The sequence below is a fragment of the Pelagibius sp. Alg239-R121 genome (assembly GCF_947331435.1).
Classification (GTDB): Bacteria; Pseudomonadota; Alphaproteobacteria; order Kiloniellales; family Kiloniellaceae; genus Denitrobaculum.
In genome coordinates this window covers 345,003-370,948 of sequence record NZ_CAMZOF010000006.1, presented here as the reverse complement: position 1 = coordinate 370,948, position 25,946 = coordinate 345,003, and the positions used below count along the sequence as shown (strand labels likewise).

24 protein-coding genes are annotated in these 25,946 nt (G+C 58.4%); 9 read left to right on the top strand and 15 right to left on the bottom strand.

The window, feature by feature from the left end; translation table 11 throughout:
• Positions 1-42 precede the first annotated feature (42 nt).
• The 5 genes from lpdA to QMZ18_RS20745 all read right to left on the bottom strand — a co-directional run bounded on the left by lpdA (position 43) and on the right by QMZ18_RS20745 (position 5,849).
• Positions 43-1,446 (bottom strand): dihydrolipoyl dehydrogenase, encoded by a 1,404-nt coding sequence (lpdA, locus tag QMZ18_RS20765; protein ID WP_282608259.1) that lies wholly within the window; start codon positions 1,444-1,446, stop codon positions 43-45.
• Positions 1,447-1,461: 15 nt separating this feature from the next.
• Positions 1,462-2,793, bottom strand: a complete 1,332-nt coding sequence (locus QMZ18_RS20760; RefSeq protein ID WP_282608258.1) for a pyruvate dehydrogenase complex dihydrolipoamide acetyltransferase — start codon at positions 2,791-2,793, stop codon at positions 1,462-1,464.
• A gap of 21 nt (positions 2,794-2,814) precedes the next feature.
• Positions 2,815-4,188: a pyruvate dehydrogenase complex E1 component subunit beta gene (locus tag QMZ18_RS20755; RefSeq protein ID WP_282608257.1), complete on the bottom strand. Its 1,374-nt coding sequence runs from the start codon at positions 4,186-4,188 to the stop codon at positions 2,815-2,817.
• Between the two features lie 88 nt (positions 4,189-4,276).
• Positions 4,277-5,344 carry a pyruvate dehydrogenase (acetyl-transferring) E1 component subunit alpha gene (gene pdhA / locus QMZ18_RS20750; RefSeq protein WP_282608256.1) on the bottom strand — a complete coding sequence of 356 codons (1,068 nt, stop codon included), beginning with the start codon at positions 5,342-5,344 and terminating at the stop codon, positions 4,277-4,279.
• A 169-nt stretch (positions 5,345-5,513) separates the two neighbouring features.
• Positions 5,514-5,849 carry a septum formation initiator family protein gene (locus QMZ18_RS20745; RefSeq protein ID WP_282608255.1) on the bottom strand — a complete coding sequence of 112 codons (336 nt, stop codon included), beginning with the start codon at positions 5,847-5,849 and terminating at the stop codon, positions 5,514-5,516.
• Between the two features lie 436 nt (positions 5,850-6,285).
• Between QMZ18_RS20745 and QMZ18_RS20740 the strand changes: the two genes are divergently transcribed.
• Both QMZ18_RS20740 and QMZ18_RS20735 read left to right on the top strand, forming a co-directional pair.
• Positions 6,286-6,876: a hypothetical protein gene (locus QMZ18_RS20740; RefSeq protein ID WP_282608254.1), complete on the top strand. Its 591-nt coding sequence runs from the start codon at positions 6,286-6,288 to the stop codon at positions 6,874-6,876.
• A gap of 274 nt (positions 6,877-7,150) precedes the next feature.
• A complete protein-coding gene (locus tag QMZ18_RS20735) occupies positions 7,151-7,765 on the top strand; it encodes an SCO family protein (protein ID WP_282608253.1) in 615 nt (204 codons plus the stop codon).
• Between the two features lie 18 nt (positions 7,766-7,783).
• Here QMZ18_RS20735 and QMZ18_RS20730 read toward each other — a convergent pair whose 3' ends face one another.
• The 6 genes from QMZ18_RS20730 to tpiA form a co-directional block, all read right to left on the bottom strand.
• Complete coding sequence (locus QMZ18_RS20730) at positions 7,784-8,002, bottom strand: hypothetical protein (protein WP_282608252.1); 219 nt, start codon at positions 8,000-8,002, stop codon at positions 7,784-7,786.
• A 97-nt stretch (positions 8,003-8,099) separates the two neighbouring features.
• Positions 8,100-9,377 (bottom strand): phosphopyruvate hydratase, encoded by a 1,278-nt coding sequence (gene eno, locus QMZ18_RS20725; RefSeq protein WP_282608251.1) that lies wholly within the window; start codon positions 9,375-9,377, stop codon positions 8,100-8,102.
• Positions 9,378-9,469: 92 nt separating this feature from the next.
• Positions 9,470-10,318 (bottom strand): 3-deoxy-8-phosphooctulonate synthase, encoded by an 849-nt coding sequence (kdsA, locus tag QMZ18_RS20720; RefSeq protein ID WP_282608250.1) that lies wholly within the window; start codon positions 10,316-10,318, stop codon positions 9,470-9,472.
• Between the two features lie 69 nt (positions 10,319-10,387).
• Positions 10,388-12,016, bottom strand: coding sequence for a CTP synthase (locus QMZ18_RS20715; protein WP_282608249.1), 1,629 nt, complete (start codon positions 12,014-12,016; stop codon positions 10,388-10,390).
• A gap of 133 nt (positions 12,017-12,149) precedes the next feature.
• On the bottom strand, positions 12,150-12,491 hold the full coding sequence (secG, locus tag QMZ18_RS20710; RefSeq protein ID WP_282608248.1) for a preprotein translocase subunit SecG: 342 nt from the start codon (positions 12,489-12,491) through the stop codon (positions 12,150-12,152).
• Between the two features lie 290 nt (positions 12,492-12,781).
• Positions 12,782-13,531, bottom strand: a complete 750-nt coding sequence (gene tpiA, locus QMZ18_RS20705; RefSeq protein WP_282608247.1) for a triose-phosphate isomerase — start codon at positions 13,529-13,531, stop codon at positions 12,782-12,784.
• 395 nt (positions 13,532-13,926) lie between these two features.
• On the opposite strand from tpiA, the gene QMZ18_RS20700 reads away from it, so the two are divergent.
• Both QMZ18_RS20700 and trpE read left to right on the top strand, forming a co-directional pair.
• Positions 13,927-15,822 (top strand): SurA N-terminal domain-containing protein, encoded by a 1,896-nt coding sequence (locus tag QMZ18_RS20700; protein ID WP_282608246.1) that lies wholly within the window; start codon positions 13,927-13,929, stop codon positions 15,820-15,822.
• Between the two features lie 10 nt (positions 15,823-15,832).
• Positions 15,833-17,368, top strand: a complete 1,536-nt coding sequence (trpE, locus tag QMZ18_RS20695; protein WP_282608245.1) for an anthranilate synthase component I — start codon at positions 15,833-15,835, stop codon at positions 17,366-17,368.
• 12 nt (positions 17,369-17,380) lie between these two features.
• Here trpE and QMZ18_RS20690 read toward each other — a convergent pair whose 3' ends face one another.
• Complete coding sequence (locus tag QMZ18_RS20690; RefSeq protein ID WP_282608244.1) at positions 17,381-18,286, bottom strand: LysR family transcriptional regulator; 906 nt, start codon at positions 18,284-18,286, stop codon at positions 17,381-17,383.
• Positions 18,287-18,423: 137 nt separating this feature from the next.
• On the opposite strand from QMZ18_RS20690, the gene QMZ18_RS20685 reads away from it, so the two are divergent.
• From QMZ18_RS20685 to QMZ18_RS20670, 4 genes are all read left to right on the top strand, one after another.
• On the top strand, positions 18,424-19,203 hold the full coding sequence (locus QMZ18_RS20685) for a 2OG-Fe(II) oxygenase (protein ID WP_282608243.1): 780 nt from the start codon (positions 18,424-18,426) through the stop codon (positions 19,201-19,203).
• A 254-nt stretch (positions 19,204-19,457) separates the two neighbouring features.
• A complete protein-coding gene (locus QMZ18_RS20680) occupies positions 19,458-20,117 on the top strand; it encodes a hypothetical protein (RefSeq protein WP_282608242.1) in 660 nt (219 codons plus the stop codon).
• Positions 20,118-20,138: 21 nt separating this feature from the next.
• Positions 20,139-20,522 (top strand): hypothetical protein, encoded by a 384-nt coding sequence (locus tag QMZ18_RS20675; protein ID WP_282608241.1) that lies wholly within the window; start codon positions 20,139-20,141, stop codon positions 20,520-20,522.
• Positions 20,523-20,594: 72 nt separating this feature from the next.
• Positions 20,595-22,517: an alkyl sulfatase dimerization domain-containing protein gene (locus QMZ18_RS20670; protein ID WP_282608240.1), complete on the top strand. Its 1,923-nt coding sequence runs from the start codon at positions 20,595-20,597 to the stop codon at positions 22,515-22,517.
• A 332-nt stretch (positions 22,518-22,849) separates the two neighbouring features.
• On the opposite strand, the gene QMZ18_RS20665 is transcribed toward QMZ18_RS20670, so the two are convergent.
• Positions 22,850-23,653, bottom strand: coding sequence for a polyphosphate kinase 2 family protein (locus QMZ18_RS20665; protein ID WP_282608239.1), 804 nt, complete (start codon positions 23,651-23,653; stop codon positions 22,850-22,852).
• 270 nt (positions 23,654-23,923) lie between these two features.
• Here QMZ18_RS20665 and QMZ18_RS20660 point away from each other — a divergent pair, with 270 nt between their 5' ends.
• Entirely contained in the window at positions 23,924-24,118 is a 195-nt protein-coding gene (locus QMZ18_RS20660) for a hypothetical protein (RefSeq protein WP_282608238.1), read from the top strand.
• A 210-nt stretch (positions 24,119-24,328) separates the two neighbouring features.
• Here QMZ18_RS20660 and QMZ18_RS20655 read toward each other — a convergent pair whose 3' ends face one another.
• Both QMZ18_RS20655 and QMZ18_RS20650 read right to left on the bottom strand, forming a co-directional pair.
• Positions 24,329-25,126, bottom strand: coding sequence for an SDR family NAD(P)-dependent oxidoreductase (locus QMZ18_RS20655; RefSeq protein WP_282608237.1), 798 nt, complete (start codon positions 25,124-25,126; stop codon positions 24,329-24,331).
• Positions 25,123-25,941, bottom strand: a complete 819-nt coding sequence (locus tag QMZ18_RS20650; protein WP_282608236.1) for an ABC transporter permease — start codon at positions 25,939-25,941, stop codon at positions 25,123-25,125. The genes QMZ18_RS20655 and QMZ18_RS20650 overlap by 4 nt, the downstream gene beginning before the upstream one ends.
• Positions 25,942-25,946 lie beyond the last annotated feature (5 nt).

The following is a 25,946-nucleotide window of genomic DNA, read 5'->3' as shown; positions in this document are numbered from 1 at the left end:
TTTGCCTGCCATGGCATCATCCCAATGGCAGTTTATCAGAGTTTACATGTGGATGACGCGGCCGTAAGCGTCAAGCACCGACTCATGCATCATCTCTGAGAGAGTCGGATGCGGGAAGACCGTGTGCATCAGGTCTTCTTCCGTGGTTTCCAGCCCCATGGCAACGACGAAGCCTTGAATCAATTCGGTGACTTCGGCCCCCACCATATGCGCGCCTAACAGTTCACCCGTCTTGGCATCGAACACGGTCTTAATCATGCCCTCCGGCTCACCCAGCGCAATGGCTTTACCGTTGCCCATGAAGGGGAAACGCCCGACCTTGACCTGACGTCCGGCCTCTTTGGCCTTTTTTTCCGTCATACCGACCGAGGCGACCTGCGGATGGCAGTAGGTACAGCCGGGGATCTTGGATTTGTCCATGGGGTGTACGTGTGGCAGACCGGCGATCTTCTCGACGCAGATCACGCCTTCATGCTCGGCCTTATGGGCCAGCATGGGCGGTCCGGCCACGTCACCGATCGCGTAGATACCCGGCTCGTCGGTGCGCAGGAACTCGTCGGCAACAATGCAGCCCCGGTCGGTCTTGACCTTGGTGGTCTCCAGACCCAGTCCTTCGATATTGCCGACCACGCCGACCGCCGAGATCACACGATCCACAGTGATTTCGCTGGTCTTGCCCTTGGCGTCTTCCACCGAGACCGTTACCGAGTTGGCGGCTTTCTTCAGGCCTGTGACCTTGGCGCCGCTGATGATCTTCATGCCCTGCTTTTCAAAGCGTTTACGGGCATGGGCGGCGATTTCCTCGTCCTCAACCGGCAGGATTTGTTGCATCACCTCGACCACGGTGACGTCGGCCCCCATGGTCTTGAAGAAGCTGGCAAACTCGATCCCGATGGCACCGGAGCCGATCACCAGCATCGATTTTGGCATGATGTCAGGCACCAGCGCTTCCATATAGGTCCAGACCAGCTTGCCGTCCGGTTCCAGACCCGGCAGGGAACGTGCCCGCGCGCCCGTCGCCAGGATGATGTGCTTGCCGGTTAGGTCCGCAACCGCCTTACCGTCTTTCGTGACCTTCAGCTTTCCCGGACCGGCGAGTTTGCCTTCGCCATCAATGACCGTAACCTTGTTCTTCTTCAGCAGATGCCCGACACCGCCGTTGAGCTGCTTGGAGACGGCCCGGGAGCGCTTGACCACTTTTTCCAGATCGAAGCTGACACCGCTGGCTGAGAGGCCGTAGGCATCGGCATGATTCATGTAGTGATAGATCTCAGCAGAGCGCAGCAGCGCTTTGGTCGGAATACAACCCCAGTTCAGGCAGATGCCGCCCAGGTGCTGTTTCTCGACCACAGCCACTTTCATTTTCAGCTGCGCCGCCCGGATCGCAGCCACGTAACCGCCGGGGCCACCGCCGACCACTACGACGTCGAAGTTGGTATCAGCCATCTTTCCAGCCCCTTCCTACAACAACATCGTGATCGGATCTTCGATCAGCTTCTTAAAGGCCGCCAGGAATTCAGCCCCAACCGCGCCGTCGACCACCCGGTGATCGACCGACAGGGTGCAGCTCATTACGGTGGCGACGGCCAGCGCGCCGTCCTTGACTACGGGACGCTGCTCACCCGCACCAACCGCAAGAATACAGCCCTGCGGCGGATTGATGATGGCTGCGAATTCCTTCACGCCGAACATGCCCAGGTTGGAGACCGAGAAGGTCCCGCCCTGGTATTCCTCTGGCTTCAGCTTGCCGTCACGGGCGCGGACCGCGAGATCCTTCATCTCATTGGAAATTGTAGCCAGTCCCTTGCCTTCCGCCGCCTTGATAATCGGCGTGATCAGACCGCTGGGGGTAGCCACGGCGACCGAGATATCGGCGTGCTCGTAGTACATCATGCCTTCCGGATCGAAGGAGGCATTGGCCGCTGGGACCTTCTTGAGTGCGATGGCCGCGGCACGGATGACGAAGTCGTTGACCGAGACTTTGTAGGCGTCGGAACGACTGTTGAGTTCCTTGCGGACCTTGAGCAGCTCGTCAACCTGACAGTCCACGGTCAGGTAGAAGTGCGGCACGGTCTGCTTGGATTCCGTCAAACGCTTTGCAATGGTTTTGCGCATTCCCGAGAGCGGCTCTTGCTCGTAGGCCATACCCAGAAGATCTGCGGTCTGCTTGGCCGAAGGCCCGGCAGCGACAGGCCCGGCTGCGGCAGGAGCGGCAGCGGGTGGCGGAGCGGCAGCGGCAGGTGCGGCAGCCGCTTTGCCAGTGCCGGCGGCCACGGCAGCCGCGATATCGGCTTTGACGACACGGCCCTTGGGACCGCTGCCGGCGATGGCAGCAAGATCGAGACCGGCCTGTTCGGCCATGCGCCGGGCCAGCGGGCTGGCGAAGATTCGGCCACCACTCACGGCCGTAGGCGCGGCTGCAGGTGCAGGAGATGCGGCGGGTGCAGCAGCAGGCGCTGCTGGGGCCGGTGCGGGAGCTGAGGCCGGCGCCGGGGCAGCAGCAGGGGCCGGAGCGGCAGCGGAAGCTGCGTCGATCGCCGAAGCGTCTTCGCCCTCCTCCAGCAACACCGCGATCACGGCATTGACCGCGACCCCTTCGGTACCATCGGCCACGACGATCTTGGCCAGAGTACCTTCATCGACCGCCTCGACTTCCATGGTTGCCTTGTCGGTCTCGATCTCGGCAATCACATCACCGGAGGAAACCTGATCGCCTTCCTTCATGAGCCATTTTGCGAGCGTCCCCTCGGTCATGGTCGGCGACAGAGCGGGCATCAGTATGTTTATCGGCATGATTTTTCTCTCCCTCGCCGCTTACGCGCGATAACAGGCTTCTTTTGCGGCAGTCACGATATGCGACGACTGCGGCAGGGCCAGGACTTCGAGATTGGCGGCATAAGGCATGGGCACATCAGGGCCGCAGACCCGCTTGACCGGCGCATCGAGCCAGTCGAAGGCGCTTTCCATCATCTGCATAGCGAGTTCCGCACCGATACCAGCAAAGCCCCAGCCTTCCTCGACCGAGACCAGGCGATTGGTCTTCTGAACCGACGCGACGATGGTCTCGGTATCCAGCGGACGCAGGCTGCGCAGGTCGATGACTTCGGCGGAGATCCCTTCGGCCGCCAGAGCCTCGGCAGCCTCCATCGCTTTGCCGACCATGATCGAAAACGCGCAGATCGTGACATCGGTTCCCGGCCGCACGACCTTGGCCTTGCCGATCGGCACGGTCCAATCTGCAGAGTCCGGCACCTCAAAGCTTTGTCCGTAGAGAATTTCGTTCTCCAGGAAAATCACAGGGTTCGGATCCCTGATCGCCGACTTCAGAAGGCCCTTGGCATCGGCCGCCGAATAAGGCGAAACCACCTTGAGGCCCGGACAGTGCGCGTACCAGCTGGCGTAGCACTGCGAGTGCTGGGCGCCGACACGCGAGGCCGCACCGTTGGCGCCGCGGAACACGATTGGGCTGCTGACCTGGCCACCGGACATGTAACGGGTCTTGGAAGCGGAGTTGATGATGTGATCGATGGCCTGCATGGCGAAGTTGAAGGTCATGAACTCGATGATGGGGTTCAAGCCGTAGAAAGCTGCACCGACCCCCAAGCCGGCAAAGCCGTGCTCGGTGATCGGCGTATCGATCACGCGCTTGGCGCCGAACTCATCAAGAAGCCCCTGGCTGACTTTGTAAGCGCCCTGATATTCGGCGACTTCCTCACCCATCAGGAAGACTTTGGAATTGGCCCGCATTTCCTCGGCCATGGCGTCGCGCAAGGCTTCGCGTACGGTCAGGGTCACCGTATCGCCTGTCCAGTCTGGTTCGGCTGCCGGCGCAGGCGCCGCGACATTGGCGGCAACGGATGCTGCAGGCACCGGTGCCTCGGCAACGACCGGCGCTGGTGCGGCGGCAGGCGCCGCCGGAGCCGCAGTCAATGCAGAAGCGTCCTCGCCATCTTCCAGCAGCATCGCAATCGGCGTATTCACCGCAACGCCGTCCGTGTCCTCCGCGACCAGGATCTTGCCGAGAACGCCTTCGTCCACGGCTTCGACCTCCATCGTCGCCTTATCGGTTTCAATCTCAGCGATGACGTCGCCCGAGGCGACAGCGTCGCCTTCGTTTTTCAGCCACTTGGCCAGCTTACCCTCGGTCATGGTCGGCGAGAGTGCGGGCATTAAAATCTCAATCGGCATGGGGTCCCTCTCCGGGAAAGAATTCAGTCTTAAGTCAAGAACTTGGGCTCATGAGTGGTGCCAGCCACATGACGGCCGGGCACCGCGTTTAAGCCTCGACGTAGATGTCGGTGAAAAGCTCTGACGGATCTGGTTCGGGGCTGTTCTGCGCGAACTCGGCGGCAGCGGAAACCCGGGCCTTGACCGCACGGTCGAGATCCTTGAGCTCGGTTTCTTCGACAAGGCCCTGATCCAGCATCATGCCGCGCAGGCGCTCGATAGGGTCACGCTCCTGGCGCATCTTCTGCACCTCTTCCTTGGAGCGGTACTTTGCCGGATCCGACATGGAGTGGCCGCGATAGCGGTAGGTCATCATTTCAAGGATGAAAGGCCCTTTGCCGTTTCGGGCATGATCGGCCGCCTTCTCGCCAGCCTCTTTGACTGCCAGAACATCCATGCCGTCAACCTGCTGTCCGGGAATGCCGTAGGCCTGACCGCGATGGTACAGCTCGGTGCTTTTCGCCGAAGAGCGCTCGATCGACGTGCCCATGCCGTACTTGTTGTTCTCGATGATATAAATCACCGGCAGTTTCCACAAAGCAGCCATATTGAAGGACTCGTAGACCTGCCCCTGGTTCAGCGCGCCGTCACCCAGGTAGGTGAGGCTGACGGCCGGTTCTTCCAAATACTGGTGCGCGAAGGCGATACCGGTGCCGATCGGGACCTGCGCACCCACGATGCCGTGTCCGCCATAAAACTTTTTGTCATGGCTGAACATGTGCATGGAACCACCCTTGCCCTTCGAGTAACCGCCACGGCGGCCTGTGAGCTCGGCCATTACACCGTCCGGGTCCATGCCACAGGCCAGCATATGGCCGTGATCTCGATAGGAGGTCACCACCGTGTCGTTTTCGGTGGTCGCCGCGCGCATTCCAACGACGACAGCTTCCTGGCCGATGTAAAGGTGGCAGAAACCACCGATCAGCCCCATGCCGTACATCTGTCCGGCTTTCTCCTCGAAACGCCGGATGGCCAGCATTTCCTTGTAGTAATGGAGAAGGTCTTCCTTGGATGCTTTCGCTACGGAAGACTTCGCTGCGGCGGCTTTTGTGGCACTGGCAGCGGCCGTCTTGCGTTTCGCCGCCGGCTTCTTGGCCGGGGCTTTTTTGGTCGCCATTGGCTCCCCCCTTGACTACGCGTGATTGCACAGGGGCAAGCCCCCGTCATTTGCGCCACAATACGGGGAAACAGTTATAATTGCAATAATAGTTAAGATATTGATTTAGCGTAATATTTTAATTATTAACCTAATTTCGATTAATGCTAAAATTTTCATGTCTCAATGGTCAGTTTTCTGTGCCGTTTTTACGTCGCGGGGTGATTAGGATCACTTCGCTTTCCCGGCCATAGTTGAGAACATCACGCGCCCTCTCCTCCAGTAAATCGGGGTCCAGGTTATCAGGCCGCAACAGAGAGACCCGTCCCTGCAATTCGTCGCGTTCCGCCCGCAGCTCGGCCTGGGCAGTTCGCACCTGCGCCAATTCCTGCTTCAAGGCCAGCCAGGTCAAAAAGCCGCGATCGCCTTCCACCGCGTGGTAGGCGAAGTAAACGACTGTGCAGACCGCCAGAACCCTTGGCAGGATAAAACGTGCGCGGCTGCGTATTTCCCAGGCAATTGACATGAGGGGAGCGAATCACAGTTTGATTCCTTCGGTCAACCGAAAAAACACAATGATTCCAATATGATTCATTTCATCGGAATTGATTCCCATCCATTCCCCTTTTGGACTCCTTTTGGACTCCTGGCGTCGGGTGAGATGAGATCAATCGAAGGAATAGGTTCTTTTCAATTCCTGTTCACCGGCGAACCGGTAGGAACTGTTTTGGCAGACTGGTTTCCTCTTCCGCACGGCCAACCACGGCGGCGATTGCGCGGACAGCAGACTACACAGGCAACGGTAGTGGCACTGCTTGGAGTGGAAAACTCTCTGCAGGCCTACTTCCAGTCATCGCGAAAAGAAAAATCACCAACTTCTGGTATGTAGACGCGTTCAAGCAGGTTCCCCACACTTTCAGGCTTCGGCGTGCTTCAAACTAATGATTCAGGAGGCAGGTGTCGTGTTCAGAGGTACAATCAAGGTTGCGAAAGGGTCGGCAGTCAACCCCAACCCAAACGTCCAGTCCCACGCGGTGATTGCAGCATATCAAACGCTAAAAATGCCCACGGCTTGTATTTGGGAGCCTGTGGATGGTATCGGCCACGCCGCCGTCTTCATCCGTCCCGCCGCAGGCATTGAGCGGGCGCTGGACACCGAGGGTTACGCGAGCTGGTTCCCTGGAGGAGACGGTGCCGGTCCCTCCGACATCTTGCCGACAAGAATGGTTGAATCGGAAAAAAGCTCATTCTTTGATGACTGCTGTTCGGAAGCAGGCGATAGCGGTACTGAGGAGGAAGACTACCGATTGCCCGAGCACATGATCCCTCTTCCCAACCTGAGGATGGTCGACATGCTCGCGGAATGGACTTCGATCCGGACCAAGCCCGGCAGTCACTACCGGCTCATGCGTAAGAACTGCTCGACGATCGCCGCACGCGTGATCCGCGCCGGCCTGAATAAGAAGCAGCACTTATCCGTGCTCAAAAAAGCGCACCAAGTCTGGTGGACACCGAATGACGTGTTAAAGCTGGCACAATCCCTGGCCAACTAGTTTCTGTTGGAAATCTGGATGCCATCGGGGCGGGGTCAAGTTTTCACAGCGGTTAAGAACGGATGACTCAGCCGTTGAGAAGGTTTGACCTGCCCTGAAAGGGCGAAATGAAGCTGTCGCTCGTCATTGAACCGATCGTCAGCTCCATCCATGGTCAGTTGGCCAGTGATAACTTGTGTCTCAAAATAGACCGCCGAGCCGTTCCGGCTCTATCTCACTCTGATTCAACCGGCTATTGAACGATCGGTGAATCGCGCTGTATAAAACCGACCGCATGCTTTCACATCGTTCTCTCCTGATTTTCGGAATCATGATCGGCGTTGCGGCAATCGGCGCAACCGGCTTGATCCTTGGCTCCCGCCTGACCCAGGAGAAGACGCCGTCCGGCACGGGTGTCGTTTCTGTTCCCTTCGACACGCGCGGCCCCTTCGATCTCATTAATCATAACGGGCGCTCAACCACCGAGGCCGACTTCAAGGGCGAGAAGGTTCTGCTCTACTTCGGCTACACCTACTGCCCGGATATCTGTCCAACGGCACTGCAGGACATCTCGGCAGCTCTCGATATCCTTGGCACCGACGGGGACAAGCTGCGCCCTCTCTTCATCACGGTCGACCCGGAGCGCGATAAACAGGAACACTTGGCGGATTACGTCACCCTGTTTCACGAGCGGATGATAGGCCTGACCGGCCCCAAGGAACGGATCGACGCGGTGGCGCGGGATTTTCGGGTCTATTATGCGCTGCGCAAAGATATTGATCCGATCGACTATCCGGTCGACCACAGTTCCTACAGTTACCTGCTGGATGAGAACTGGAACCTGCTGCTGGTGTTCAGGCACGACGCATCGCCCGAAACCATGGCTGCGGCGATTAAAGAGCTACTGTAGAAAGTTCTGCGAGCGCTGTTACGGAAAACGGCAGATCACCGCTTCGGTGACCCTGGCCTGATACTGCTGGTTGTAGGAATCTAGAAACACGGCGCCCAGCGACGGAAAGGCCACGAAGGCGCTTGCGGCAATCGCAATCAGGCTAAAAAACCCGATTATGGCGAACCGAAGCGCGCGGTCACCTTCGACGACAGCGGCATCCTGTCGTTGGTTCGATTTCAAATCCCGGTCTGACATGGTTCCAATGATAGCACAAACGCAACGTTTCAGAAATTGGGAAGTCGGAAGCAAAGCTGCAAGGGCTTTGCCTCCGCCTCCCCTACCGCAAACGATTTCACCCCCGTAGGACACTTCGCCCTGCATAGTGCGCCGCAGCGCCCAGTTCCTCGTCGATGCGGATCAACTGATTGTATTTGGCCAAGCGGTCGGACCGCGACAGGGAGCCGGTTTTGATCTGGCCGCAGTTGGTGGCGACCGCAAGATCGGCAATGGTCGCATCCTCGGTCTCGCCCGAACGATGGGACATCACTGCCGTGTAACCGGCTTTGTGGGCCATATCGACCGCTTCCAAAGTCTCTGAGAGCGTGCCGATCTGATTGACCTTCACCAGGATCGAATTGGCCACACCGCGTTGGATGCCGTCGGCCAGGCGCTTGGGGTTGGTCACAAAGAGGTCGTCGCCCACCAGTTGAACCTTATGACCGACCGCCTCGGTCAGCAGCTTCCAACCGTCCCAATCGTCTTCGGCCATACCGTCTTCGATGGAGAGGATTGGAAAGCGGTCGCAGAGCGCTGCCAGATAGTCGACCATGGCTGCGGGATCCAGAGTTTTGCCCTCACCTGCCAGCTCGTACTTGCCGTCCTTGAAATACTCCGTGGAGGCACAGTCCAGCGCCAGCATGACATCGTCACCCAGGCTATAGCCGGCGGAATCGACGGCCTTTGAAATGAAGTTCAATGCCTCTTCGGTCGAACCAATGTTGGGCGCAAAGCCACCTTCGTCGCCGACGTTGGTATTGTGCCCGGCATCCTGCAGCGCTTTCTTGAGCGACTGGAAGATCTCCGCCCCCATCCGAATAGCGTCCGTGCCGTTGGCGCCGCCAACCGGCATCACCATGAATTCCTGGATATCGATGGGATTATCCGCGTGAGCACCGCCATTGATGATATTCATCATGGGGACCGGCAGAGTCCGTGCGAAGGCACCACCGACATAGCGGTAGAGTGGCAGACCTGCGTCCTCGGCAGCAGCCTTCGCCGTGGCCAGGCTGACACCCAGAATGGCGTTGGCACCCAGGCGCGCCTTGTTGGATGTCCCGTCCAGAGTGATCATAGTCTGGTCGATCTTGAGCTGATCCTCGGCATCCAGCCCGGACAGCACATCGAAGATCTCGTGATTGACCGCTTCCACCGCCTTAAGCACACCCTTGCCGCCATAGCGTCCCTTGTCGGCATCGCGCAGCTCGACCGCTTCATGCGCGCCGGTCGAAGCCCCTGAAGGCACCGCGGCGCGCCCGAAAGCACCATTTTCCAGGGTGACGTCAACTTCAACGGTCGGATTACCGCGCGAATCAAGAATTTCACGCCCTCGAATATCTACGATCGCCGTCATGGGATGTCCTGCTCCAAGCTTTGGTTTTCGTTATCCGGCGGCTGTCGGCAGCCTGTCCGGCAGTGAATTGCGGTTTAAATCGATAAAACGGGTTAGGTCAGCGAAACGGGATTGGCCTTGGCAACCGCGTCGATCGCCATCAAGGTCGAAATCAGGTCTTTGAGCTGGTGCAGCGGCACCATGTTGGGGCCGTCCGAGGGCGCAGAATCCGGATCCTGATGGGTTTCCATAAAGACCGCTGCAACGCCGACTGCAATCGCAGCCCGGGCCAAAACCGGCACGAATTCGCGTTGTCCGCCCGATGATCCCCCGCGGCCGCCCGGCTGCTGAACCGAATGGGTTGCGTCGTAGACCACGGGAACGCCGATATCCGCAGACATGATTGCCAGCGAACGCATGTCCGATACCAGCGTGTTATAGCCGAAGGAGGCGCCTCGCTCGCAAACCAGAGCATTGGGATTGCCGCTCTCAGTGATCTTGGCGGCCACATTCTTCATATCCCAGGGCGCCAGGAACTGCCCTTTCTTCACATTAACCACCTTGCCGGTGTTGGCAGCCGCAACCAGCAGATCTGTCTGCCGGCAGAGATAAGCCGGGATCTGCAGCACGTCGACGGCCTCGCCTACGGGAGCGCACTGCTCCGCGGTATGCACATCGGTCAGCACCGGACAGCCGTAGGTCTCCCGCACCTCGGCGAAGATCGGCAGCGCCTCGTTCAGGCCGATTCCGCGGCCGGCTGTCAAGCTGGTACGGTTTGCCTTGTCGAAGGAGGATTTATAGATCAGGCCAATGCCCAGCTCTGATGCCATCTCGGTCAGCGCATGGCTCATTTCGAGCGCATGAGCGCGGCTTTCCATGGCACAGGGCCCGGCGATGAGGGCAAACGGCAGATCATTGCCAAGGGTGACGGGACCGACCTCTACATGCTTCGCCTGCGCCATTCCTGCCAACTTCCTTATCTTGCGATTTTTTGCCGTCTGGATCCCGCGGCCCGTAAAGATCCTCTCGCTCTACATCAGGCGCGACTGCGCAACGGCGGCCGCGACAAAAGACGTAAAGAGGGGATGTGGGTCGAAGGGCTTGGATTTCAGTTCGGGGTGATACTGAACGCCGATAAACCAGGGATGTTCCGGAAGCTCGACGATTTCGGGCAACTCACCATCCGGCGACAAGCCCGAGAACAGCAAACCCGCCTTCTCCAACTGATCACGATAGTTGATGTTGACCTCATAGCGGTGGCGATGGCGTTCCTGGATATTCTCGACGCCGTAGGCTTCCTTGACCCGGCTGCCTTCCTTTAGCGTGCAGGGGTACGCCCCCAAACGCATGGAGCCGCCCAGATCGTCGTCGCTGCTGCGCTGTTCGACCTGATTGCCGTGGGTCCATTCGGTCAACAGACCGACAATCGGATCCTCGCTTGGTCCGAATTCGGTCGAAGCCGCCTTTTCGATGCCCGCCAGATTGCGCGCCGCGTCAATGCAGGCCATTTGCATACCGAAGCAAATCCCGAAATACGGCACGTTGCGTTCACGTGCGAAACCAGCCGCCGCGATCTTACCTTCCGATCCACGTTCGCCGAAACCGCCCGGCACCAGAATGCCGTGGACGTTCTCCAGTGCGTGGATCGCGCCGTCCTGCTCGAAAATCTCAGAATCGAGCCAATTGACCTTGACCCGGACATTGTTGGCAATCCCACCGTGAGTGAGCGCTTCAGCCAAGGATTTATAGGCATCCAGCAAGGAGGTGTACTTACCGACCACGCCGATAGTGACTTCGCCATCCGGCTGCCGGATACGGTCGGTGACCGAATCCCAGCGGCTGAGGTCCGGCTGTGGCGCATCGCCCAGACCGAAATGCCGGCAGACCTGCTCATCCAAACCTTCTTCATGATAAGCACGTGGAACGGCGTAGATGGTGTCGACATCCAGGGCCTGGATCACCGCTTCCTGGCGCACATTGCAGAACAGCGCGATCTTGCGGCGGGCGTCGATCGGAATCTCGTGCTCACAGCGGCAAACCATGACATCCGGCTGAATACCGACCGACTGTAGTTCCTTGACCGAATGCTGGGTCGGTTTGGTCTTAAGTTCTCCGGCTGAGGCCAGGTAAGGCAGAAGCGTCAAATGAACGAAGATGCTGCGTTCCCGGCCGAGTTCGTTGCCCAACTGGCGAATGGCTTCCAGAAACGGCAGTCCCTCGATATCGCCAACTGTGCCGCCGATCTCGCAGACGATGAAATCTTCATCGGTCACGTCACTGCGCACAAATTCCTTAATCGCGTCGGTAACGTGCGGGATGACCTGAACCGTGGCGCCGAGATAATCGCCGCGGCGTTCCTTCTGCAGGACCTTGGAGTAGATCTGGCCGGTTGTGACGTTATCACTGCGGCGCGCAGCGACCCCCGTATAGCGTTCGTAGTGGCCGAGATCGAGGTCGGTTTCCGCGCCATCGTCGGTGACGAAGACTTCGCCGTGCTGATAGGGGCTCATCGTGCCCGGGTCGACGTTCAGATAGGGGTCCAGTTTTCGAAGGCGGACTTTAAAGCCTCTTGCCTGGAGAAGTGCACCCAGGGCCGCCGAAGTAAGCCCCTTTCCGAGTGAGGAGGTGACCCCTCCGGTGATAAAAATAAAGCGCGTCATCAACCCTTGCTCAAAACGCTGTTCCGTCGGGGCTGTGCCCAAGCGGACATACCGACACTAAATTCTCTGTTCCGGCCCCGAGTACCGGGCCGGTGCAATTCCTATTCGAGTGATGCCGCTTCCATCACCCTTATCAGTTCTGCGGCACCGGCGGCGCTGCCGGATCCAGCGGCAACTCAATAGGCGCTGCTGGCGACTGCAAATCGTCAACAATGGAGCCACGATCAATCGACTGATTACCCAGGATCGTGAGGCCCAGGCTGCTCAGCATGAACAGGCCTGCCAGTACGGCAGTTGCGCGGGTCAGAAGGTTCGCCGTACCCCGGCCGGTCAGGAAACCGCCCATGCCGCCGGAACCGCCACTACCGCCGCCGCCACCGATTCCCAGGCCGCCGCCTTCGCTCTTTTGCAGCAAGACGACGCCAATCATCGCCAGCGCCAAAAGCAAATGGATCACCAAAACAACATTGTTCATCGTATCAGTCTTTCAGTAACTCGGCCGTACCAGAGCATATTTCGCCCGGATCGCTAACCGTGCGGATCATTACCCTAAACGGCCATATCTCAACAGGCACCCATTGCAAAGCCGCGCAGGCCCAAAGATGTTCCGCTGGGCTTTGGTCGGCCCGCTGGCGGTATCAAACAATGGCCTGCGCCGGTCAGGGCGCCACTATAAAATCTGTCATCCTTTCAGGAGTCTCGTCCGTCATACGAACCGGACCCCTTCGGGAACGCTGGGTATTTAGCTCTTTGCGAGCCGGATGGCTAGGGGCAACTGCTGCCAATCGCCCAAAAATCCTCCAGCTTGAGACTGGCGCCCCCGACCAGCGCGCCATCCACGTTGTCGACGGCCATCAGTTCCGCTGCATTCGCCGGTTTGACCGAACCGCCGTAAAGAATGCGAATCGCGTCCCCAACCCCGGCCCCACAGAGCTCAACAAGCAGTTGCCGGATCTGTGCATGAACCTCCGCCACATCCGCCGGAGTCGCTGTCAGACCGGTCCCGATCGCCCAGACAGGTTCATAGGCAACCACCAACTCAGCGCCCGCCCCTTCAGGCAGAGACTGCCGGATCTGCGTCTCGATCACCTCGAGCGCCCGCCCCGCCTTGCGCTCATCGGCGGTTTCGCCGACACAGACGATTGCCTTCAGGCCGGCTCTCGCCGCCGCAAGAGCCTTCGCCTGGACCAGATCGCTGCCCTCACCGTGATCGGCGCGGCGTTCAGAATGGCCCAGAATAACAAAGCTGCAGCCCACATCGGCCAGCATTTCGGCGCTGAGATCGCCGGTATGCGCCCCGGAAGCCCCCGTGTGACAGTCCTGGCCGCCCAGCGCGATGCCGCTGCCGGCGATCGCTTCGGATACCGGAATCAGCAGATGGGCCGGCGGACAGACCAGAAAATCACACGTCAAAGCTTCAGCGCGGCACTTCTCGGCCAAACCACCCGCCAGAGCGGCGCCACCGGCGCGCAAACCATTCATCTTCCAGTTCCCGGCAATCAACTTGCGCCGCATGCTTTTCGTCTCCATATCAAGAGCTTGAACGTTTATGTCGAACCAAAATAACGCGAGAACCGTTCTATTATTCAGTGAGCTGGAGAGCAGTTCACGAGTTTGACCCTTTCGATCAAAGCCGATCACGCCCTACATCAGCTTTCGTCGTAAAAAGCCGGAGTCTCCAGTGTTTTGCGTCTACCTAGCATGGCCGCTTGCTCAATCCAACTGCGGGGACGGCCGCCTTGTCAAAATGGCTCGGGACAACGCCTCGGGTGCCGGACGGCATTTGCGTGTTGCCCGCACCTCAGGCGCTACCTAATATGCCGCGCAATTCGATAGGTTTCCGCCTGTGCCGATAGCGCCGTAAGCAGACGTCGAATAACCGTTGCTGTAACCAGGGATTTGCCACCGTCATGGCCGACAAAAAAACGAACCCGATCAAAAAGATCGTCACGATCACTCTTTTCACACTCCTGATCGCAAGCTTCGGCGCCTGGGGTATCGGTGACATCTTTCAGGGTCCGACACACTCCTATTCCGTCGCGGAAGTGGGCAAGGTCTCGATCAGTCAGCAGGATTTCAGCCGAAATCTACGCCAGGAGCTGGGTCGCCTGGGACCACAATTCGGCGGCAGGCTGGATATCGAGCAGGCACAGGCTCTTGGCATCGTCCGGCAGGTTCTGGACCGTTTGGTCAACCGCGCGCTCTTTGAGCAGCACGCGAACGAGCTCGGCCTGGTTGTGACGTCCGATCAACTGCGCGAGCAGATCGCCACCCTACCGGCCTTCCAGGACGCGACCGGCAGGTTTAGCGCTTTCCAATTCGAACAGGCTCTGCGCAATAGCGGCCTCACCGAGACGACCTTTCTGGCCGGCCTGACCAGCGATATTCAGCGCCAACAGCTGACCAGCGCCATTTCTTCAGCTGCGATGACCCCACGGACACTGGCCGATGCCCTTTATCGCTACAGCGGAGAGACCCGGACCGCCGAAACGGTGGTGTTCCGCAATGACAGCATCACAGACCTGCCGGAACCAACGGACGCGCAAGTTCAAACCTTCTATGACAATGATTCGGGCAGCTTCCTTGCCCCCGAGTACCGCAAAATCAGCGTGCTCCAAATCCGTCCCGATAAGCTGACCGGCGAAGTTGCCGTCTCCGATGAACAGCTGCGCGATGAATACGAATTGCGCAAGGAAGAGCTTTCGATTCCTGAGCTTCGTTCCGTTTCCCAGGTCCTCTTTCAAAGCGAAGACGACGCCAAGGATGCCCTTGCCAAGGTTCGCGAAGGCCGGGATTTCAGCGCAGTCGCCAGCGAAACCGGTGCCGGAACACCGGTATCGCTGGGACTGGTGTCGCGGTCTGAACTGTCCGGGCAGCTTCCTGAACTTGCGGAAGCCGCTTTTGCGGTCGAACAAGGCGGTGTTTCCGAGCCCGTTCAGAGTCCCCTGGGTTGGCATCTGGCGCTGGTGAGCGAGATCCAGGAGGGTAAGATCACGCCGTTCGAGGACGTCGCTGATCAACTCCGCAGCGATCTCAAGCTGAATCTGGCGACAGACACCGCCATCAGTCTCGCCAATTCTCTGGACGACACTATGGCCGGCGGCTCTTCGCTGGAAGCAGCCGCAGGCGCTTTGGGTCTGCAGGTCGAAAACTTCGAACGCGTAGACCGCAGTGGCAACGGCACCAGTGGCGAAAAGATCGCTGATTTGCCGGATGACAGGACCTTTATCACTACTGTCTTTTCGACGGACGTCGGCCAGGATAGCCTGCTGACGGAAACTGCGGACGGCAGCTACTTCGTGGTACGGCCCCTCGAGGTCATTCCAGCGGCCAAGAAACCCCTGGCAGATGTCCGCAACGACGTGATCGAGGCCTGGAAAGAAGCTGAAGTCACGAGGTTGCTGAACGAAAAGGCGAAAGTCCTCTCTGAAGCCGTTAACAACGGTGGTGACTTTGCCGCCCTTGCCGAGGAAGCGGGTCTTTCGCTCACCACGACCCCTGCCTTGAGGCGATTCAATACGACCCCAACCCCCGGCATTCCCCTGGATCTGCCCACCAAGCTGTTTGAACTTCAGCAGGGTAAGGCGGACGTCGTAGATGATGCCGAAGGGATTATGGTCGCTCGGCTGACCGAGATCGCGGCTGCGCCGGCAGCGACCGCCGATACTGCCATCAAGACCCTACAGACCAATCTCGCCGGCCGGATGCAGAACGATCTGGTCAGCCAGTTCATGGTCACTTTGAACAGCAGCTATTCCGTCGACATCAACAACCGAAACCTCGATACCGTCCTGTCTCAGTTCTGATCCCATGAGCATGCAGGAATCATCTGGGCCCAAATCTGATGGCCTGGAATTCGACGGCTTCGCCGAGATTTATGGGACCGGTGCAGCGCAGGTGGTCTGGACCACCTTGATCGCCGATCTGGAAACGCCGGTTTCAGCGTTTTTGAAGCTCGCCGAAGGGCAGCCAAATTCCGTCCTCTTTGAGTCGGTCGAAGGCGGCACCAATATCGGCCGCTATTCCTTCCTCGGATTCAAACCGGACGTCATATGGCGCTGCCGTGGCGATCAGGCGGAAATCAACCGGAACGCATTGCAGGATCTGGAAACCTTCAATCCTCTGGACGGTGGTGCGCTGGATAGCCTGCGGGCGCTGGTCGCGGAAAGCCGCATCGATCTGCCCCAAGGCCTGCCGCCCATGGCCTCGGCTGTGATCGGTTACCTGGGCTATGAAACCGTGCGTCTGATGGAACATCTTCCCGACCAGAACCCCGACTTCCTGGGCGTTCCGGACGGTATGTTCATTCGTCCGACGGTCATCGCCATCTTCGACCGGGTAGAGGATCAGGTGACGGTTGTCACACCGGTCTGGCCCGATGATGCTGTTTCCGCGCGCGATGCCTACGAGGCCGCTTACGCTCGCCTGTCCGCAGTGGTCAACGATTTCGAACAGCCGGTGCCGCGCGGCCGGGACGTCTACATGGGCGATACAGTCCTGCCGGAGCCGACGTCCAACGTCACTCAAGCGGAATTTCACCAAATGGTCGACAAGGCCAAGGAGTACATCCTGGCCGGCGACATCTTTCAGGTCGTGCTCTCCCAACGTTTCGCAATCCCGTTCGAGCTGCCGCCTTTCGCGTTTTACCGGGCCCTGCGCCGGATCAACCCCTCGCCTTTTCTCTTCTATCTGAACCTGGGCGACTTCTCGATCGTCGGCTCCAGCCCGGAGATCCTGGTGCGCCTGCGCGACGGACAGGTGACGATCCGGCCCATCGCCGGCACCCGCAAGCGTGGGGCCACGCCGCAGGAAGACAAGGAGCTGGCTGCCGACCTGCTGTCCGACCCCAAGGAACTTGCGGAGCATCTGATGCTGCTCGACCTGGGCCGCAACGACGTCGGACGTGTCGCAAAGGTCGGTTCGGTGAAGGTCACCGAAAAGATGCTGGTCGAGCTCTACAGCCACGTCATGCACATCGTCTCCAACGTGGACGGCGAGTTGGACGCGCAATACGACGCCATGAAAGCGCTCTATGCCGGCTTTCCGGCCGGTACAGTTTCCGGCGCCCCCAAGGTCCGGGCCATGGAGATCATCGACGAGCTGGAGCCGGACCGCCGTGGCATTTACGCGGGCGCCGTCGGCTACTTCGGCGCAACCGGTACCATGGATACCTGCATCGCCCTGCGCACCGCCGTTGTCAAAGACAACACCATCTACATCCAGGCCGGCGGCGGCGTGGTCGCCGACAGCGTTCCCGAGGGCGAATACCAGGAATGCCGCAACAAGGCCCGCGCCCTTGTGCGTGCCGCAGAGGAAGCGGTCAGGTTCGCTTCTCAGAAGTCCAATATTTGAAGGCTTCAGGTCCTACAGGTCCGTAAAAACGTCCTGGCAAAAGCGCACAAAGGGGAGCAGCAGCTCACCTGGCGTGCGATCCTTTGGATATGCGATCACGATGCGGGTCGGCGGCAGGATTTCCTCCAGCTCGAGCGAAACAACCCGCTGTCCGTCATAGGTTTCGTCCGACGCCGGGCGCATGGCGAGGATCGAAACACCGAGACCGTTGCCGACACTGCAGCGGACGGATTCGATCGATGTGGAGCGAAGGCCGATACGAGGCCGAATGCCGTGGCGCTCGAAGATCGCAAAGAAGTACTCCCTGCTCTGGGGAGCGTCGAAAAGGATGTAGTCCTCTGACGCGATCTCCCGAATGGACACGCGATTTCTTTCTGCGAGCCGGTGACCGGGAGGCACAATCAGATAAGGCGGCGCAGCGGAAAGTTCCTGCCAGCTCATCCGGCCTGGGTCCAGGCCAAGGTCGTACATGATAGCCAGGTCCAGTTCGTTCCCCTCAATGGCATCCGTCAGTTCGTCCTGGAGCTTTTCCGAGACTTCCAGCGCAATACCGGGTGCCCGCTCGCGATATCCTCGCACGATCCGTGCAAGGCAAAACGGCGCGATCGACTGGAAACAGCCAAGCCGGATGGTACCCCGCCGATGGTCCGCGATTTCCGTAACGGCCTTGGTAACCTTGCCGGCACAGCTCAAGAGATCGTTGGCGTAACGCAGAAACTCCTCACCCTGTCCGGTCAGATCCATGCCACGGGCATGAAGCCGCCGAAACAAAACCAGGCCGGTGATTGCCTCCAGCTTCGTGATCGCCTGGGCGACGGCGGGTTGGGAAACTCCCAAGTTCCGTGATGCAGAAGCAATTCCGCCGCTCTGTGCGACAGCACGAAAATACTCACACTGACGAAGCGTAATTCTAATCATGCTCAAGTCATAAAGTAAGTTTTTCTTTTTTAATAGCTCTATTAAAACAATTTTTTCTAATCTTATCGAACCGCTAGTATCTCCTGGATCGCTGAAGACCGGCTCATTGAATACCGGCTTGTAAAAGGAGGGATACCATGGAACTGGACGGGATCGTCGACCTCACAACCTATCCACTCGAAGATCAGTCTTTTCGCGCCCGCTGCCGCGCGGCCCTCAATGAAAAAGGCGTTCTCGTGATGCCAGGATTCATGACCCCGGAGGCGACGGAGTCTGTCCGCGCAGAAGGCAGCGCCAATCGCGACAAGGCTTACTTCTGCAGCCAGAACCACACCGTCTATCTCAGCGCGCCTGACCCGGCCTTTTCCGCCGATCACACGCGCAACCGGATGGTTGTCTCCTCAAAGGGCTGCATTACGGACGACCAGGTGCCTGACGACTCTGCGTTACGGACGCTTTACAACGCGGCAGTGTTCCGTGACTTCCTCTGTGAAACCCTGGGAGAGACCGAGCTCCACGACTACGCCGATTCCCTGTCTTCGATCAACATCCACTATGCAGAGACCGGACAGGAACTGGGTTGGCACTTCGACAACTCTTCCTTTGCGATCACCCTGATGATCGAGCCTCCTGAGCGTGGCGGCAGCTTTGAATATGTCCGCGACACCCGGAATGCCGATGCCGGCGAGATGAATTACGAGGGCGTCGCCCAGGTGCTCAACGGGCGTGTCGAGGTTGAGCGGCTGTCGATGAATGCCGGCGCGCTCGTGCTGTTCAGAGGCCGGAACGCCATCCACAGGGTCGCGCCCAACGAGGGGGCACGGACGCGCATGCTCGCCGTACTCGCCTACAATTCGAAGCCGGGAGTTTCGCTGTCAGAAGAAGCCAGAATGACCTTCTACGGCCGGACCGGCTGACGGCAGAAGTCGAACCAGAGAAACGGATCGATCGAACTGATAAGAAACGTTTCGTCGCTAACCGTCTTCGCCTGTTTGCAACCCACTACTCTGCTTGACCGCGGCACTTGATTCTGGCTTATTAAACAACCTAAAATTGCAATACCAACCACGTGGCAATTTCGACTTGCTGCAGAATTTGCAGAGTACGAGTCCATGCAGGTATTCAGTCGAGATCCTGTCGACAGGGTGTTCAACAGCAATTGGCTGGTGTGATGCTCCCTGCATCTCAGGGCGCGCATGGGGCGTTACCAAGCTTCTTCTTCGCAGCAGTCACTGTTGGCATGCTGTCGATACTCTTGACGTTCGCGCCTTTGTCCTCCTCCGCATTTAACCAAATACTCTCACCCGAAAATCAACTTACAGGAGAAGTTGAATTTAAGAACGACGTTGTTGCACAAGCTGTTTCAAAGCCTTTCGCTGAAGATGCCGAGCTGAAGGAACTCGCACAAAAATCCAGTAATCCGCTGTCTGATGTCTGGATGTTGGTAACCCAAAACGATGTCGCTATCTTCGAAGGCGACGTGGCCAATGACCGAGAGGTCCTGAATTCACTTAAGGTTCAGCCGGTCATGCCCGCGCCGATCCTGAACGGCGATTGGAATCTGATCTTTCGCCCGGTCATTCAGTTTATCAGTTCGCCTCTAGACTCATCCGCCGGTGATCTGGTTGGGCTGAACCAGGGAGAGATTGCCACCGACGACCGGCTTACTTCCATCGCAGGCGATCCCTTCGGCCGAACCAATGGTCTCGGAGACAGCGTGCTGCTTACCCTTGCTGGTCCCAACCGCACCGACGGCTTCGTCTGGGGTGCCGGTCTGAGCCTGATATTCCCAACAGCTAGCGACGAGGTGCTTGGTCAGGGAAAATGGTAAGCCGGACCGGCCGCACTTGCGGTGCGCCTGGGCAATAAAACCGGGGGTCTCGGTCTCGACAATTGGAACATCGGCGCGCTCGCGCAGCATTGGTGGTCCTATGCCGGCGACGACAGCCGGGACGACACCAGCCAGACCGATATCCAGTACTTCATAAACTGGCGTTTGAACGACACTCAATTGATCGGCATGACCCCCAACATAAGGGTCGACTGGCAGGCGGAGGCCGATGACCGCCTTTCCCTGCCTGTGGGATTGGGGACGGTAGGGTTGTTTCGTGTCGGCAAGTTGCCGGTTCGCTGGGGTGCCGAAGCACAATACTATCCGATACGATCAGATAGCCTGGGGCCCGAGTGGAACGTCAAAGAGTTCTCTTCGCCGATCATTCTCAATCCTCTCAAGTGATCGGAGACTTCAGCAAAGCATCAACGAAAATCGGCGACAAAGGCAATAAATCTGCAACGGGAGACTCCTACGATGGCCAAAGATCCGATCTCGCCCAAATTCCTCGCGCCTTGCTGTTTGCTTGTCACCCTCTTCCTCTTGAGCCTGCCGCCGTCAGCGAAAGCGGCAGACGTTGATGAAACTGGCTTATGGTTTGGCAAGGATCCTGGAATCAGCATTCTTGAACGCTCAGGCCGAAATCTTGCCTACACCGAGTCTTCGCCCAAGATTCATCCCCGCCTGAGCGAGCATTCGCGAAAAATGGATGAAGCGATGGTGAAGATGGGGGATCGCGCCTATATGGCCTACGGCTATGATCTCACCAATACCCTGATGGTCGTGGGCGACGACGGCATCATTATCGTGGATCCGCCGCTGACGGCCGAATCAGGCGCGACCATCTTGCAGGCCTTCCGCCGGATCACCGACCTGCCGGTGAGGGCGGTGATCTATACCCATAATCACATCGATCATGTGGCCGGCGTCAAAGCCTTCGCCTCTGCCGAGGACGTCGCGGCGGGTAGGGTCGACATCTATGCGCATGAGACGCTGCTCAACCGCGTAGTCAACTGGGCCAGCAATCTCGGCCCAATTCTAGGGCGACGCTCCTCCTTTACCGGCGCGTCCTACCTGGAGCACGGCGAGAATGGATCGGTCAACGATGGCATCGGCCCGCGCGCCCTCGTCGGCTCTGTTACCTTTATCCCACCGACCATAACTTTCACCGATACTCTTGATGTGGAAATTGCCGGCGTGAAAGTGCAGTTGAAGTTTGTCCCGAGCGAAACACCGGACGAAATCGTTGCCTGGTTCCCAGATCTGGAGTTGTTGCAATCGGCAGAAGTCCTGCAGGGTGAATCCTTTCCGAACCTCCACACCATCCGCGGGACCAAGTTCCGCGATCCGGTGCGGTGGTACAAAAGCATCGACATCCTGCGTGAGTTTCCCGCGCGTTACATGGCGCCGAGCCACGGCCGGGCCGTCGTGGGTTATGACGACATTCAGTCGGTTCTGACCGCCTACCGCGATGCCATTCAATTCGTGCATGATCAGACTATCCGATACATGAACCTCGGAATGACTCCCGACGAACTGGTCGAAGTGGTCACCCTCCCCGATCATTTGGCAAGTCATCCCTGGCTGGGTGAGTTTTACGGCACAGTTGCCCATGCAGTCCGCCAGATCTATGTCGGATACCTCGGCTTTTTCGAAGCCGATCCATGGCAACTACAGCCGCTTCCACGCATGGAGCGCGCGGCGGCCTATGTCGATCTGATGGGTGGCAGAGACAAGCTATTCTCGACTGCGGAAAACGCTGTCGCGGATGGTAAGTTTAGTTGGGCCGCCGAGCTTCTAACCTACGTCATCCGAGTCGAACCCGACGACACTGAGGCCCGGAACCTGAAAGCCAATGCCTATCGCCTCTGGGCAGCCGAGCAGACCTCAATCAACTGGCGAAACTGGATGCTGACTGCCGCCGCCGAACTAGACGGCGAAGTATTGGAAGGAGGGCTGGCCTTCACTTCGCCCGATGTCATTCAATCCTTCCCCGCCGGAAAGATCATCGAGATGATGACCACGCGGCTGGACGCGGCCAAAGCGGCCGGGACCGAACTCACGCTCGGGATTCGCCTCACGGACACAGACGAAGACCATGGGCTGGAAATCCGGCGCGGGATCGTTCAATACCACGAAAAACTGCCCCCTGAACCCGACCTGACGATCATCTCCACAAAAGACTACATGAACCGCATTCTGATCGGAAATGTCACCATTGTCGGTGAAGGCGATCCAGTCCATGCGGACACGCCATATACGCCATTGACGGGCCTGCTGGCCGGGATAGACAACGGAGATGTCAAAGTGGAGGGTGGGACACGCGACGATGTTCGTGCCTTTTTTTCCTACTTCGATCCCCCCACAAACCCGAATGGGATCAATCTGACCGTCCGGTGAACCAACCCTGCTCGTAAGGCAGATCGAGGAAGTTTTCAAAGGTTAATCAGCACGCACGTTGGCGCGACCTACTTCCTCACCGGATCTGACGTCCAGGTCGGAAACGACAAAAAGGAACCTGCATCGATGTCTCGCGACGCATTCAGATCATGGTCAGCGTGATCTGAAAGTCTGCATTGACTGTCCCGCGTTGGCTAAGGCTCCCACGACGCTGGACGCGTCTGTGTGTGCTCGGACTGTGCTGAGCGGCGGTGCTGACGCGTCCTGTTCGCCCAGCGCAGAAAACGCTTGGGCGCAACGAACTTCAGAGTAGCCCTCAGGCTTGAGTCTGATCATTCCGCACCAAATAGCTTATCGGCCTCTTCTCTCACCTTCTCGTCCAAGGGCCGTGGCTTCAGATCGACGCCTTTGGCGAGGCAGTCGGCGATGATTTCCATGGCTGCGATCCGGGCAAATTTCTTGTCGTTGGCCGGGATAACGTGCCAGGGCGCAGCTTTGGTTGAGGTTCGCTCGAACATGTCATTGATGGCCTTTTCGTAGGCCGGCCGGCTGTCGCGGTTTCGGAAATCTTCGTAGCTCAGCTTCCAGCGTTTCATCGGATCATGCAGACGCGCTTCGAACCGCTCCAGCTGCACCTCCGGCGTGACATGCAGGAAAAGCTTCACCAGGCGAGTACCGTTATCGGTCATCAGCCGTTCGAAATCATTGATCTCCTCGTAGGCCCGCTTCCATTCCCGTGGCTTGGCAAAGCCCTCGACCCGCTCGACCAACACACGGCCATACCAGGTTCTATCAAACACCGCGAGCTCGCCCTGTGACGGCAGGCGTTCCCAAAATCGAGTCAGATAATGTCGCGCAAGATCATGGGGCTTGGGCGCTGCGATTGGCCAAACCTTGAAGCCACGCGGATCGAGAACAGCCGACATACGCCGGATTGTGCCCCCCTTTCCGGCCGCGTCCCAACCCTCAAAAGCAATGACCGCATTATCTCCGGTATGCAGGTAAGTCTGTTGAATACGCAAAAGTTTGGTCTGCAGCTTCGCAAGCTGCTCATGATAGACCTCTCGCCCCAACTCCTGATCCATGTCGACTTTCGAAAGGCGGAGCTTTCCTTTGTGCTTATTGGTCTTCGACATCGCGCCCTCGTCTGTTCAATCACATCCACAATCACTGTCAATGATCGCTTGAACCCAAAAACTGGACAAGCGTGATTGATTTGTCTCAAGGCGCGAAGCCCAAAGGGGTGTAAACTCCTGGTCAGCAAGTCGGACAAATTGCTAAGAGCGCGATCGTCCTTGATTGAAACAATCAAGGACGTGATTCGTCCTCTAATTAATTGATCAGAGAGGCTGATTCGCGCCTCTCACTGGATCAGTGAAAGGCGATCAGACTCAAGGACGACGGATATGACGGAAGATCTTCAAAGGCTGACCGGCCGCGAACGCGGCGCTATGAGAGCGAAAGTCCGGGAATTGAAACAGTTCACGCGCCTGCGCGACCGGAAAGGCAAACTTCGGATGGTCGAAACTGTCGGTGCGGCAAAAGAAGAACTGCAGCATCGCGACAAGGCCATGCGCGCCTTCGGCCACAAACTGGATTGACGTCTGCAGGTTGCGCTGCAGCCGTTAATTTTGCGGGAAAATTTGCGTTTTTCGTGAAGGAACCGAAACGCAAACGGCTCCAGCTTTGATTCTCTGCGGCATCGTGTGCCGGTCTGTTGCGACATGCCTCAAAAAAAACTGCGGCATAATCTGCGGGAACTTTTGAAGGTTGAATCATACGTCCGTTTGAACACACGGGTTCCTACTGGATCAAATGCATTCCCCGCCGTCGATGACCAGTGCATGCCCGGTCATGAAGGACGACATGTCCGATGCCAGGAACAGAATCGAATTCGCGATCTCATCCGTGGTGCCGAACCGCCCCATGGGAATGCTCTGTGCGATGTAATTTTCAAGACCGTCCCGTCCGCCCATCTGCTTTTCGAAGCCCGCATTGAACGGTGTGTCAATGAAGCCGGGACAGAGCGTGTTGAACCGGACGTTGTACTTGGCGTAATCGGCGGCCATCTGTCGGGTCATTGCCACGGTCGCGTGCTTGGTCGTGGCGTAGGCAATCATCTCCCGGTCGTACTGCACGCCCGAATTGGACGAGGTGATGATGATGCTGCCCCCGCCTCGGGCTTTCATATGCCCGACAGCCGCGCGGGCCGCGATGAAATGCGATCGAACATTTATCAGCCAAGACCTATCCATATCCTCCAGTGAAACCTGTTCAAGGTCACCTTCGGCCTGATAGCCGGCATGGGAGTGCAGAATATCCAGACGTCCCAGAGTTTCGACCGTACGGTCGACGACAGCACGCATTGCAGCATCGTCGGTGACGTCCAGGCCCTCCGAAACCGCACCGTGACCTTCACCGATCAGCTCACCGGCAACTAAAGCGGCCTTTGCGCCGTCCAGATCGGTAACCACGACCTGTGCTCCCTCTCTGGCCATTGCCATCGCCCCTGCCCGTCCGATACCCGATCCGGCGCCGGTCACGAGCGCGACCTTGCCCTGCAACAGGGGACCGAAGCCATGTTTGAGTCCGGTTTGCGCGAGGTTCATTTGGGTGTACGTCCCCCACGGCGTAGAAGGATTTGGGCCATGGCAAGGGTGACAAGCGACACGGCCAGAACCATGGTGCCGATCGCGTTGATTTCGGGCGTCACACCGCGTCGTATCGATGAGAACACATAGATTGGGAGCGTCGTTTCGGAACCTGCGACGAAGAAGGCGATGATGAAGTCGTCAAAGCTGAAGGTGAAACACAGCAAAAATCCGGCCAGAACCGCCGGAAAGATCAGCGGCAGGGTCACCTGCCGAAAAGTTCCGAATGGTGTGGCGTAAAGATCCGAAGATGCTTCGGTCAGCGATCGGTCCATGCCCGCGAGACGCGCCCGGACGATGATGATCACAAGGGCCATCAGGAACATGGCATGCGCGGCGATCAGCGAACCCATCCCCATGTGGAGACTGGGCGGAGTGGCACCGTCCGGCCAGAGAGCGGCGAGCAACGGGTTCAAAAGATCGAAGACCGTCACCAGGCCGATCAGCGTTGCGATTCCAATGACGATCCCCGGAATCATGACGGCCACGTAGATCAGCAAATCAAAGGTTTTGCGCAGCGGTCCCTTGATGCCCTGCAGCGCCACGGCCGCCATCGTGCCGAAAAGGCTCGCCAAAAACGCGGACACGAAGGCGACGATCAGACTGGTTTCCAGGGCATCCATCACGAAGGGATTGGACAGGGCCTTGCCGTACCATTTCGGAGAAAACCCCTGCAGCTGGCTCGCGTGACGGCCGGCGTTGAAACTGAACAGCGCGATGACGCCCACAGGAATATAGAGGAACAGATAGACGAAAACGGCGTAGAGCTTCATCGGTT